The following is a 12,808-nucleotide window of genomic DNA, read 5'->3' as shown; positions in this document are numbered from 1 at the left end:
GGGGTATAGCTCAGTTGGGAGAGCACCTGCCTTGCACGCAGGGGGTCAAGAGTTCGAATCTCTTTATCTCCACCATTTAAATAAAGCTATGAATTTTCATAGCTTTATTTTTTTGCATTTTCTAATGCTCTATTAATTGCTAATTTCCAATTAGAAGATATTTCAGGGATTTCTTCAATTATATCTATTTCTCCAGATTGTTTTTCTAGCACTTCTTGAATAATGTCACCTCTATATTTTTGTAAGTTAGGATTAGTAACTCCATTAACTTCTTTTCCAGTCCATTCTTCATAATTAATTTCTTTTCCATTTTGATTAAAATGACGTAATGTTAAATCTACTATTTTTCCTTCATCAATGCTAATAGCGGCATCATCATATCCATATGAATAATTATCACCTTTTCCTATAAAAATCCCGTCGTTATAAATGTTTTTTTTACATGAAATGAGTGAAGTTATTATTAGTAAATTTAAAAATAATATAAATAACTTTTTCATATATTGAACCCTCCTAAATGTTTTAAATAGTGTACTTTATATACTATTAGCTTAAAAATTATGATTTTAAAAAGTGATAGTATTATACTTATTATTTTTTTATAAAAATTTTTAAGTGAACTTTTATTTAGCTGATAGCATTAATATAGTTAGTATTTGTAATTATCTAAAAAGTATAGCTATAACATATATAGTAGGTGAAAATAATATATTTTTTATTCAAATATATTATAAGTATTTAAATATATTTTTAGTTAGATTTATATATAGGAATAAATTATTCATAATATCTATTTTAGGTATAAATTTAAAATTAATAACATATTAAATTTATATGGTTATGTTTTATAAAATATATAGGAGGTAATTTGTATGATAAGAACAGTAGTATGTGAAAAAGATGGTTGTAGCGGAAATGAATTTTATATAAATGGTCAAGATGACAAATTAAAATTGAGATGTAAGGACTGTGAAAGTATATATTATTATGATACAAATAATTACGATTTTAAAATGTTATCAAGTTGTTCATCTTGTAATAATAATGTATTTAAAGTATTCAAAGACTTAGATAGTAATAATTTATATGCAAAATGTACTAAATGTGGAAATCCACCAGAAAAAGTATTTGTTGATAGTGATGGCATTCAAGTAACATATGAAGCTAAATTATTACATGATATTAAAGATCTTATGCATCAGGTAGATCAAAGGGTATGTAATCTAGAAATAAAGGTTGAAGGTTTAGAAAGAGGACAAGAATTATTAGAAGAATCATTAGCATATATAAACAAGTATATGTGTGAATAATAATATTTCTAGTAGTAATAACCTGTAAAAAAATATATAATTAAATAAGGTTAGGCACAATCAAAAAATAACAAGTCTATTTGCTAAACTATTTTCTACATGCTGTGTTGTTAATTGACCTAATAGACATGCTATAAGGACAATTTATCTCCTTGCCTGATGAAAAATATCAATTTTAACTTTGAACTTGTTATTTAATTTCTATGTGCTTCAATTTAAAATATATTATATATGGAGAGACTAATGAAAAATAAGCAAAAAATATTTTATTGGAGTTTGCTGATATGTTGGATGGCTTTTATTTTTATCATGTCTAATCAGCCGGCAGTTATATCAGATAAACAAAGTACAACAGCTATATTAATATTATCTAAATTAGGTATAAATTTTAACGGGCTATTTGGAGAATTGGCTAATTTTATATTAAGAAAAATGGCTCACTTTTTGGAATATATGATTCTAGGAATTTTAACTTTAAATGTATTAAGCTTATATTATAAGATAAATAAAAAAATTAAATTTATATCATTACTTATAGTATTTTTATATGCTTGTTCTGATGAATTTCATCAATTATTTATACAAGGTAGAGAAGGTGCATTTAGAGATGTGATAATTGATACACTTGGGGGAAGTTTATCAATTGTTATAATAAATTTAAAATGCAAAATAAAAGGTAAACTTTAAAATTAAAAAATTTATATATAGATATAGTAAAATGAATGATTATAGTTTAAATTAGTATGACTATTGTAATGCAGTTTATTAACAGAAGAATTTATAGAGAGTAGTGAAAACAAAGGACTATCTTAAATGCATGAGACGCTTTTTAAGATAGTCCTTTCATAATTATTTATTTATAAATTCGTCAATATGAACTGTTTTATAATCATTAGATTTTAAACTTTTAACTATTTGTTGTAATGGTGAACTTTCATCAAATGTTACATTTAGTTTGTTATCTTTAATATTAAAATCTATATGTTTTAATTCAACAAATGGATGATAATAAAAACTATGAAGTAAATTAGGGTTTGAATTATTAATCCCTTCAATGATTGATGAAGGATCTGAATCGTGTACATATCCTAAAGGAGTTGGAACAAATAAGTGATATTCATCGGATTTATAAATATAATCTTTTGAACTATCAAAAGGTTCATATATAAATTGAAAATACTCTTCAATAGTTTTTCTTTGAAGTTCAGTTTCTCTATAATGAGGACTTTCATAATATGAAATAGGAATATTTAAAGCACTTGCAGTTTCAATTCCATTTTCAATTATAGCTTTAGTTTCTGGGACTGTATTGTTTATATCCTTAGACATTTCTTCACCAAATCCGCTTTTTTCATTATCATGTTGATGAGTATAACCGTGAAGTCCTATTTCTCCACCTTTATTAATTAAATAATCTAGAAGATTAACAAAGCCCACGTTTGTTATATTATCATTTGTTAATAAGTCATTATCAAAATTTTCTTCAGGAGATTTAAATCTAGGCACCCAACTTAAATGAAACTTTATTCCTTCAGAATAAAGAAGATCTGCCATACATTTTACTTTTGTTTGATTTGTGTCTATAGTATTTGAGTCTCCACATCCGAAATCTTCTAATCGGATTAAAGCAATTTTATTACTATATAATATTGAAGATGACTCTGGAGCGTTAACATTGCTATCAAGCAAACTAATACTATTCTTTTTAAAATCAAATACAGCAATTAAATTAAAAATTTGTTCTATATCTGATATTGAAATATATTTAGTACCATTAGCATCTATTAGATTACCACGAAGAGAACCAGCTTGGCTATTTTTGATATAAGAATTTTTAGTTAGTGAAATTTTATTATTATCGTTATATAATAAAATTTCATTAGAGGAAGAATCAAGAGTATAGTTAAGCTTATTACAAATAAACTTTAGAGGAATATAATATCTTTGAGATTTAAGTAACATAGGCACATTAATTATGTTATTTTCATCTAGTATATTTAATATTACTCCATTGATTTTACTTATAGGTCTATCTTCAAATTTAAGTTTTGCATTATAGGTACTTTTAAAATTATTTTTAGGAAATAAAGTAGAGTGCACAGTGTTATTTATTATAGTTAACTCTTCTCTAAATGATTTAATATAAAACAAAGTAAAAATTATAAATATTGAGAAAATTAATATTGAAAAAATATATAGTCGTATTTTCTTTTGCATAAGTTTTTCTCCTTTTAATTATGTATAAATAAATTAGCTTAAAAATTGTAAAATTATTTTATGTAAAATATTTATCATACAAGATAAATATGAATTAAATGAAAAAAATGAATTAAATGAAAAAATATGGATATAAAAATTAAAAAAGACATATAATAGCCTTAAATTAATTTTACCAAGTAAAAGATTTATTACTTTAAATGTAATAAATCTTTTACTTGGACTTTTAGATAAAAACAAAAATTCATTCTAATGTTTTTAAGTTTTCTTGTTTTGAATGCTTAGTTTGTGACTAGTCACGTTTGTAACTTTTAAAATAATCTTTTTCAATGATATCATTAGCAATTTTAAATGTATCTTTTAAATGATTAAGTTCTTTATCATCTTTAGGAGTACCCACAATATCACCAGAGTTTAAAATAGTAGTATCTCTTTCTGTATTTACTAATACTCGTCCCATAGAACTATTTTCAAATTCATTTCTATCTATTCCAAGTAAATAAGATATTGTTGGCAAGAAGTCTGACTGACCACCTGCTTTAGAGATTACTTCTGGTTGCAAATCTTTAGAGTATATTATATATGGTATTTTTTTATGATTATCTTTCCACCAGTCTCCCTCTAAAGGAGAATCTTGTATATCCTGTTCATAAAATTTATGAACACCACAGTGATCACCATAAATCATAACAACAGTATTATCTAATTGATTATTTTTATCTAATGCTTCTAAGAATTTTCCTATAGCTTCATCAGTATATCTTAAACTTTGGAAATATGCACCCAACATATTTTCATCTAATTCTTTTGGCAAATTTAAATACTTTTTATCATCAGGCATTTCAAATGGACCATGACTGGTTAATGTAGTCATAAAAGCATAAAAAGGTTCATTTTCATTTTTTAATTTTTCTGATATCTGCTTTAAGTAAGATTCATCGGATAATCCTAATCCTATTAGTTCATCTTCATTATACATTCCTATGTCTAATATTTTATCTGCACCAAATGACTTATGTATTTCTGACCAATTCCAATTACCAGGTAATTCAGCATGGGTAGAAATAGAATTATAACCTTTATCCTTTAATAATAACTGTAACGAATTAAATTTATCCCAAGGATAAGAAAATACAGTTGTGCCTTGTCTTATTGGTAAGATAGATGTATTAACTAATAAATCTGCATCTGAGCTTGTACCAGAATTATTTTGTTCGTATATATTATCAAAATATAGACTACTTGATAATAACTTATTTAAATTAGGTGTTATTTCTTGCCCATATACTTTTTGATTTATAACAAAGTTTTCTAATGATTCTACTTGTAAAGCAATTAAATTTTTACCTTCAAATATGCCTTTGTATTCATTATCGGGAAGATTTTCTTTATTATCATTAAACCAATTCTTAATATTATTTATGTCATCAGAAGTTAAAGATTTATTCTTATCTTTATAGAAGTTAATATCAAATCCATGATATCCTAAAGGGCTCATATCACTAAATGTTTGAAAAGGCGCCCAAGATAAACTAAACAAACTTTTGCCAGATGCTGACTTATTTATATCTACATAGTAGTGTCCAATACCAATAATTAATGAACTTATTAAGAATATAGATGTAGCCTTTATTATTCTTAAAGGAAATCTTTGTTCATTTTCATATTGATGCTCTTGTACTCTAATAAATTTATATATAAGAAAGAGTACAATAAAATCAATAAAAAATGTTAAATCTACTAATCTAAAATTAAATAAATTTTTACCTATAGGATTGAATATCTCATTATGTATTAAATGTCTAATAGATAAAAAAGTTCCGTTAGCTCGATAGTACCATATATCTGCTATAAAAAGAATTGTAATTAAAATATCTATAGTTATAGCAGCATTTAATTCATATTTCTTTTTAAAGAGAAAGATAGGACTACAAACTAATGCTATTATGGCTATGTGTGCCCAAATTATAGGGGGCGTAAAATAAATACTTTTTAAACTTATGCTTGATGAATTTGGAGTTCTAAGCATAGATAATAATGTCATAGATTTAATTTGAAGTATAATTATCATAAATATAAATAACCAATTACTTCTAAAAATATTTTTTAAATTTTTTTTCATATTTATTCTCCATTAATTTCTATTTTATTTTCTACATATATTATAACTTAAATAAAAAGTTTAACCAAGATACTAATACTTGAGTTAAACTTTTTATTTTTTTAGTAATGCTAGTAACCCCAATAAGGTATTTAATTATAAAATATTTTGCTAAAAAGAAACAATCTTTATTTGAAAAATATATTGAAAGTTATAAAGATTATTCAGGTTGGTATGGTGATACTATTGGAGGTATCAAAGAAATAAAAATCGGGGAATTAGAAAGTTTTAAAATAAGTGAGTTTATAAAAAATAAAGAAATATAATAAAGCAAAATATAAAAATGGTATATTGGGGAAAGGCAAATGAAATTTCAGAAACAATATTTGAATAAATTATAACAACATTAAATTTTGAATATTGGAGATGAACAATATAATTTTTTTCATAGAAAATTTAAATTTTCTACTGTAACACAATTTATATAAGGTTAATATTTTTGAAAATATATAACAAGCAATTATTATTAATAAAATATCAAAAATAAAATTAAACAAGAATAATTGTTTAGCAGTATCAGCTTTTCCATTACCAACAAAAGGCATAGGAAATTGAACAGTACCTATTAACATAATTATCCAAAGTAAAAATATTTTATTTCTAAGTTCAAGATTATTTTTATTTTTAAAATATTTATATAATGAAAATAAAAATACAATAATAAATGTTGCTATTATAAATGATAACTTTTTAGGTATAAAATTTTCTCTAAAATATGACCAATTAGTAAATCTATTAAATTCTATTATAGGTTCTTTGCTATATTTTATTGAAGTTTTACCTAATGGTGTACCAGTATAAAATGCTTTACTAGCTGTATATTTTAAACCATTAATAAGTCTTATGGGATGAGTTAAATAAAACTTTGCTAATTTAGAATTCTTCATTTTACTATAAAACTCTTGTTCAGTAATTTCTGTTTTGGGAACATATTTTACGTATTCGCTTTCATCTAAATAAGAATGTTTTCCAGCTTCGACAGCCATATCTGGATTAAGACCCAAATCTATTAAATCTTGCTTTGGGGTTTTAGATTCATTTAAGATTCCAAAAAATACAGAATTATATTGAGTATCTTTACTTATATTTGTATTTACTGCATTAATTTTAAGAGGATAAATAATCATAATTAAAAATAATACTATAAGTAATATAAAATTACGCTTAGATAATAGATTACAATTATCTATTAAAATTTTAGAGATTAAAACTATTAAAAATGGTAAAGCTGTAAGTAACTGCATTTTTGAACCGAGTAATAAAAATCCAGCTAGTATGATTAGTACTAATTTTGATGTTAATTTATCTGTGTTTTTTTTAACATATTTATAATCTATATAATATGAACAAGTTGCGATAAAGATTAATAGGGTAGTAAGCATCATAGGTTCACCATATAAACTATTAAACCAAAGTATGTAATTACCATCAAAAAGAATAAAAAGTGTTAATAGTGATATTAAAGTAAGTTTAAATTTATTTTTGATATTTAAATATTTTAATATCATAGTTATTGAGAATATATAAAGAATACTATAAGCCACAGCTAAGTATTGTGTCTTAAAAATATTTTGATTTAATAACTTACATATAAAACTTATTAATGCTATTAACCAGGTTAGACTAGAACTAACAATAGTTATCGGATAATCAAAATTATCTGTAATTATATAATCTGTAATTATATAATTATAAAATCTATTAAATTTTGAATTTGAGCTATATGAATCTAGTAATGATAATCCAGAACTATTCATTACTCTGTCAAAATCTCCTTGATCTGCAACACCTAATTGAGGTGATTTAAATAAGACAAATGATATTATACATATAGATATAATTATAAAACTTAATAAAAGATATGATTCATAATTATTTTTAAATTTTCTTTCAGCCTTCATTAAAAATTACCCTCCATATATAACATTAAATCTTAGTTATGTCTTTAAAATATAATCATTAATTTAACTCATAATTTAAACTTTGAAGTTACGTACTTAACTATATTATGATACTAAAATAAATTTAATAATCAATAGTTGATATAATGCAAAAAATAGGAATAAAAAACAAATATAGTTTTCTGAATATTTAGAAAAATAAAAGGAGTTTAAAAATATATATAGAATATTATAATTATCTAGAAAAATGCTTCATATACTTATATTAAAAGCAAAGTAATAATTTGTTTTTGATTAAATTAAAAGAATATATCTTTTAATTTTAAACTTATAAACAGCTTATCTAAATTAATGCAGTTATTATATGAGCGAGCATAAAAAGCTTAATACTGCTAAACTATTTTGAATCAGTTTATTTGAGAAAGGCAGGTGGAGGCCAGATTATAGCAAAAATTATAATATTGGCTAGGAGTTTATGAGAGATTATAGTATTAAAAACTTAAGAAATGTAGGACTAATGGGACACAGTGGAACAGGAAAAACTTCTTTAGTAGAAAGCATTTTATATCATTCTAAAATAATCGATAGATTAGGAAATATTGAGGATGGAACAACAACTTTAGACTTTGATAATGAAGAAAAGAAAAGGAAAATATCAATATCACTTTCAGTAGCACCAGTTGAATTAGACAATGTAAAAATAAATTTTATTGATATTCCTGGATATTATGACTTTGAAGGTGAATGTATTCAGGGAATGAGAGCTGTAGATGTAGCCATGATAGTTGTTAGTGGAGTATCAGGAATAAAAGTAGGCACTGAAAAAGCTTGGGAATATTGCAATAAAATAAAATTACCAAGAGCATTTTTTATAAATAAATTAGATAGAGAAAACTCTAATTTTAATAATGTTTTAGGAAATCTTAAAGAAAGATTTGGAATAAGCGTTGTGCCAATTCAATATCCAATAGGATCTGAAGAAGATTTTAGAGGAGTAGTTAACATTATTTCAAAAGAAGCAACAATATATGATATTAAAACTAAGCAAACAAAGACTATAGAGATTCCAGAAGAATTAAATGATGAAATAGAAAAATGTAAAGAGATGATTATTGAAGCTGTTGCTGAAACTGATGAAAATTTACTTGATAAGTATTTTAGTGAAGGTACATTAAGTGATGAAGAAATATATAAGGGTTTAATAAAGGGATGTGCTAATGGAGAAATTGCACCAGTTATGTGCGGAAGTGCCTTAAAAGTTATAGGAATAGATTCATTAATTAAGGAAATAATCGAGTGTTTACCATCTCCAGAATATTCAATTCCACAAAAAGCTTTAGATATGAATAATAATGAAGAGATTTTTGTAAATTTAGATCAAGATAAGCCTTTTTCAGCAGTTGTATTTAAGACGATAGCAGATCCATTTGTAGGGAAAATATCATTTTTTAGAGTTATAACTGGTGAAGCAAATGAAGACATGGTTATTTTAAATAGTAATAAAGATAAAAATGAAAAACTTTCTCATATATGTTTTATTAGAGGAAAGAATCAAATTCCAACTAAAAGAATTATAGCAGGGGACATAGGTGCTATATCAAAACTACAATATACAGAGACAGGAGATACACTATGTAGTAATGACTTTAAATTAGTATATGATAAGATGAATTTTCCAGTACCTGTATTTTCTATGTCAGTAATGCCAAAGGCTAAAGGTGATGAAGATAAAATTTCTCAGGCATTAACTAAATTAAAGGATGAAGATCCTGTTTTTGAAATAAAAAGAGATAGTGAAAATGCAGAGATAATAGTTTCTGGACTTGGAGAAACTCATATAGATATAATTGCAAGTAAAATAAAAAATAAATTTGGAGTAGATATACTTTTAAGAGAGCCTAAAATACCATATAGAGAAACAATCAAATCGTCAGCAGATGTTCAAGGTAAACATAAAAAACAATCTGGAGGACATGGGCAATATGGAGATGTTGTAATTAAATTTGAGCCAAGAACAGATGGAGAAAACGATTTAGAATTTGTAGATAAAGTTGTTGGAGGTGCAGTTCCAAGGAATTTTATTCCAGCTGTAGAGAAAGGATTAAAAGAATGTATAGAACATGGGGTATTAGCTAAGTGCCCTGTTATAGGACTTAAGGCTACTTTACACGATGGATCATATCATCCAGTAGATTCTTCAGAAATGGCATTTAAAATTGCAGCCTCTTTAGCTTATAAAAAGGGATTAGAAAAAGCTAAACCTATATTATTAGAGCCTATTATGAAGTTACAAGTAGAAATACCTGATGAATATATGGGAGATGTAATTGGTGATATTAATAAAAAAAGAGGAAGAGTAATTGGAATGGAACCAAAGAATTCTAAGCAAGAAATAACAGCGGAGATTCCACTTTCTGAAATAACTAGATATGTTACTGATTTAAGATCAATTACACATGGAAGTGGAAACTTTAAGAAAGAATTTGTAAGATATGAAGAGGTTCCTGAATCTGAGGCAATTAAAGTTATAGAGGAATTAAATTCTGATGAAAAATAATCAAAATAATCATGCATATTTTGAAATAAGAGTAATATATTAGTATAAATATTTATTTAAAATATTACTAAAGAATAAATTATAATAATTAACACATAACTATTAAAAATATAGCATTTAGGCATATGAACTTATTGTTTTTTGATTATGCCTTAACAACAATAAAAAGATATAAATATCAGTATAATTCTGGTATTTATATCTTTTTTTACATATACATATTATAGAATAAAACTGTTCATATAAGGAATAATAAATTATATGAATTAGTGCATTAAAATTTCCTATTAGAGGTGGAGGGGTATATATGTCAGATTACAGCATGGATATTAAAGGTAATCTTGAACTAAGTGATTATAGCAATATTTTTGATTATCTTAATATTGTAGATAGCGGTGACAATTTTATAATAAGAATAAATAAAGAGAATAGAAATAATATAAATGTAATAAATTCTATGCTTAAAGATAATAAATTTGAAATAATTAATGAGGGATATGATTCATTAGGAGATTACTCTATTAACGCATATAAACAGAAATAGTAGTAAATTTACAAATTTGATTTCCTTTACACGAAATAATATAGTATAATATATAAATGCTAGAACCGTTACCGGTCATAAAAGTTTAAGTTTATAGTGTGGAGGATAAGATTATGCAGACGTTTGTTGTAGGAGTAGATTTAGGAGGAACTAAGATTAGTACAGCTCTTTCAAAATTAAATGGAGAAGTAATTAGTCAAACTACAGTTCCAACTAATGCCAATGAAGGAGAAATTCCTGTATTAAATAGAATTATAGAATCAGTAGATAAAGTTATAAAAGATGGTGGAGCAACTTATCAAGATGTAAAGGCAATTGGGATAGGTTCACCAGGACCTCTTGATGCGGAAAAAGGAATAATAATATATACACCGAATCTTCCATTTAAGAATTTTAATTTAGTAGAACCATTAAAAAATAAGTTCGGAGTGCCAGTATTCTTAGATAATGATGCTAATGTTGCTACTATTGGTGAATATATGTTTGGTGCAGGAAAAGGTGCTAAAAATGTATTGTTTTTCACTGTAAGCACTGGAGTAGGTGGAGGAGCTGTATTAGATGGTAAGATATACAGAGGTAATACATCTAATGCTTTAGAAATAGGACATATGACAGTAGCTCCAGATGGTCCAAGATGTAATTGTGGTAATATTGGATGTGTAGAAGCAACTTCATCAGGAACTGCAATTGGAAAAAGAGGCCAAGAAGCAGTTAGTACTAAAGTTGAAACATCATTAAGAAAATATGATCATATTACTTCATATGAAGTATTTGTAGAAGCTGCTGCAGGAGATGAAGTATCAAAAGATATTATAGATAATGCTTTAAATTATTTAGGTATAGCTGTTGCAAATGCAGTATCTATTTTTGATCCAGAAATAATTATTATTGGTGGTGGAGTGTCAAAAGCAGGACAAGTGGTTTTTGATACAGTAAGAAAAGTAGTTAATAAGAGATGTTTTAAATCAATGGCTGAAGCTGTTAAGATTGTTCCAGCAGGCTTAGGAACAGATGCTGGAGTTATAGGTGCTGTAGCATTAGCTTTACTTGAAACTGAAGGAAAATAATATAAATATATATTCCTAAAACCATTTATCATGTTGTTATTATGATAAATGGTTTTATTTTTTATTCTTTAGAGGAAATTATAGAATTTTTGAAGCTTGAAAGGCTGAAAAAATATAATGTTATGGAGATATTTTTGAATTGACAATGGACCATGGACAATTGACAATGTAGGATGAAATCACTAAGTGATTTCTAAATAATATATATTAAAGAAAGCCTATGGCTTTCAACCATAATTGTGCATTGTCAACTGTAAATTATCAATTGAAACATGGAGTAGCCACTTTTTTATAGACATTATTACTAGAAGATATAGTATAAATATTGTAGAATTATATCTAAGGAATATTAGGCATAATCAAAAATATAATAATTAAATTTTTGGATATGTCTTAGAGGGAGTGTGAAGATATGACAACAATATTTTTAACAAGACATGGTGAAACAAAATGGAATACTGAAAAAAGGCTTCAAGGGAGTAAGGATTCACCATTAACTGATAAAGGTTTAAATCAAGCAAGATGCTTAAGGGATAGAGTTAGAGATGAAAAAATTGATATTATATATTCAAGTCCAATAAAGAGAGCATTAGATACTGCAAAGATTATAGCAGATCCTAATAACACACCAATAGTTACTTGTGATGAACTAAAAGAAATTTCATTTGGTGATTTTGAAGGAACGTCAGTAACTGAATTACCTAAAATAGGAGAATCAAATCTTTTAGAGGAATTGTTTATTGGTAATAGAGAAGTAAAGGGTATAAATGGAGAAACTATTTTAGATGTTGAAAAAAGAGTATTTAAAGTATTGAATGATATTTTAGAAAAAGAAAAAGGAAAAACAATAATGATAGTTTCGCATGGAATGGCGTTAAAGGTAATTATGAGTTACTTTATAGAATTTGAATCTGAAATTAAGGGTGTATACGGACAAGCTTCTTTGACTAAAATAGTAAAAGAAGATAATAAATATAACATACTATTTAAAAATGATAAAAGTCATACAGAGAAAATATAAATATAATTCAATATTAAAGTCATTAGGTCT

10 protein-coding genes are annotated in these 12,808 nt (G+C 25.3%); 6 read left to right on the top strand and 4 right to left on the bottom strand.

Annotation, left to right across the window (positions count from 1 at the left end):
* Nucleotides 1-104 precede the first annotated feature (104 nt).
* Nucleotides 105-500, bottom strand: a complete 396-nt coding sequence (locus tag KYD98_RS15475; RefSeq protein ID WP_219780950.1) for a hypothetical protein — start codon at nt 498-500, stop codon at nt 105-107.
* A gap of 372 nt (nt 501-872) precedes the next feature.
* Here KYD98_RS15475 and KYD98_RS15470 point away from each other — a divergent pair, with 372 nt between their 5' ends.
* Entirely contained in the window at nt 873-1,310 is a 438-nt protein-coding gene (locus KYD98_RS15470; RefSeq protein ID WP_219780949.1) for a hypothetical protein, read from the top strand.
* Nucleotides 1,311-1,553: 243 nt separating this feature from the next.
* Nucleotides 1,554-1,997 (top strand): VanZ family protein, encoded by a 444-nt coding sequence (locus KYD98_RS15465; RefSeq protein ID WP_219780948.1) that lies wholly within the window; start codon nt 1,554-1,556, stop codon nt 1,995-1,997.
* 162 nt (nt 1,998-2,159) lie between these two features.
* Here the strand turns inward: KYD98_RS15465 and KYD98_RS15460 are convergent, their stop codons facing one another.
* From KYD98_RS15460 to wsfD, 3 genes are all read right to left on the bottom strand, one after another.
* The gene (locus KYD98_RS15460; RefSeq protein WP_219780947.1) at nt 2,160-3,527 is read right to left on the bottom strand and encodes a DUF2334 domain-containing protein; all 1,368 of its coding nucleotides are present in this window, start codon (nt 3,525-3,527) and stop codon (nt 2,160-2,162) included.
* 292 nt (nt 3,528-3,819) lie between these two features.
* Nucleotides 3,820-5,649 carry an LTA synthase family protein gene (locus KYD98_RS15455; protein ID WP_219780946.1) on the bottom strand — a complete coding sequence of 610 codons (1,830 nt, stop codon included), beginning with the start codon at nt 5,647-5,649 and terminating at the stop codon, nt 3,820-3,822.
* 374 nt (nt 5,650-6,023) lie between these two features.
* Entirely contained in the window at nt 6,024-7,589 is a 1,566-nt protein-coding gene (gene wsfD / locus KYD98_RS15450; protein ID WP_219780945.1) for a glycan biosynthesis hexose transferase WsfD, read from the bottom strand.
* A gap of 475 nt (nt 7,590-8,064) precedes the next feature.
* On the opposite strand from wsfD, the gene fusA reads away from it, so the two are divergent.
* The 4 genes from fusA (at nt 8,065) to KYD98_RS15430 (ending at nt 12,778) form a co-directional block, all read left to right on the top strand.
* Entirely contained in the window at nt 8,065-10,146 is a 2,082-nt protein-coding gene (gene fusA / locus KYD98_RS15445) for an elongation factor G (protein WP_219780944.1), read from the top strand.
* A 307-nt stretch (nt 10,147-10,453) separates the two neighbouring features.
* The gene (locus KYD98_RS15440; RefSeq protein WP_219780943.1) at nt 10,454-10,690 is read left to right on the top strand and encodes a hypothetical protein; all 237 of its coding nucleotides are present in this window, start codon (nt 10,454-10,456) and stop codon (nt 10,688-10,690) included.
* A gap of 113 nt (nt 10,691-10,803) precedes the next feature.
* Nucleotides 10,804-11,757, top strand: coding sequence for an ROK family protein (locus KYD98_RS15435; protein WP_219780942.1), 954 nt, complete (start codon nt 10,804-10,806; stop codon nt 11,755-11,757).
* A 412-nt stretch (nt 11,758-12,169) separates the two neighbouring features.
* Nucleotides 12,170-12,778, top strand: coding sequence for a histidine phosphatase family protein (locus tag KYD98_RS15430; RefSeq protein ID WP_219780941.1), 609 nt, complete (start codon nt 12,170-12,172; stop codon nt 12,776-12,778).
* The last annotated feature ends 30 nt before the right edge of the window (nt 12,779-12,808 follow it).

The organism is Clostridium weizhouense, from assembly GCF_019431045.1.
Classification (GTDB): Bacteria; Bacillota; Clostridia; order Clostridiales; family Clostridiaceae; genus Clostridium; species Clostridium weizhouense.
This window is presented reverse-complemented; position numbering and strand designations above follow the sequence as displayed.

Bases quoted from the DNA above. Each gene is read 5' to 3' on its own strand.
- KYD98_RS15455 (WP_219780946.1), bottom strand. From the start codon at position 5,649: ATGAAAAAAAATTTAAAAAATATTTTTAGAAGTAATTGGTTATTTATA.
- KYD98_RS15430 (WP_219780941.1), top strand. From the start codon at position 12,170: ATGACAACAATATTTTTAACAAGACATGGTGAAACAAAATGGAATACT.
- KYD98_RS15460 (WP_219780947.1), bottom strand. From the start codon at position 3,527: ATGCAAAAGAAAATACGACTATATATTTTTTCAATATTAATTTTCTCA.
- KYD98_RS15475 (WP_219780950.1), bottom strand. From the start codon at position 500: ATGAAAAAGTTATTTATATTATTTTTAAATTTACTAATAATAACTTCA.
- KYD98_RS15470 (WP_219780949.1), top strand. From the start codon at position 873: ATGATAAGAACAGTAGTATGTGAAAAAGATGGTTGTAGCGGAAATGAA.
- KYD98_RS15435 (WP_219780942.1), top strand. From the start codon at position 10,804: ATGCAGACGTTTGTTGTAGGAGTAGATTTAGGAGGAACTAAGATTAGT.
- KYD98_RS15465 (WP_219780948.1), top strand. From the start codon at position 1,554: ATGAAAAATAAGCAAAAAATATTTTATTGGAGTTTGCTGATATGTTGG.
- wsfD (WP_219780945.1), bottom strand. From the start codon at position 7,589: ATGAAGGCTGAAAGAAAATTTAAAAATAATTATGAATCATATCTTTTA.
- KYD98_RS15440 (WP_219780943.1), top strand. From the start codon at position 10,454: ATGTCAGATTACAGCATGGATATTAAAGGTAATCTTGAACTAAGTGAT.
- fusA (WP_219780944.1), top strand. From the start codon at position 8,065: ATGAGAGATTATAGTATTAAAAACTTAAGAAATGTAGGACTAATGGGA.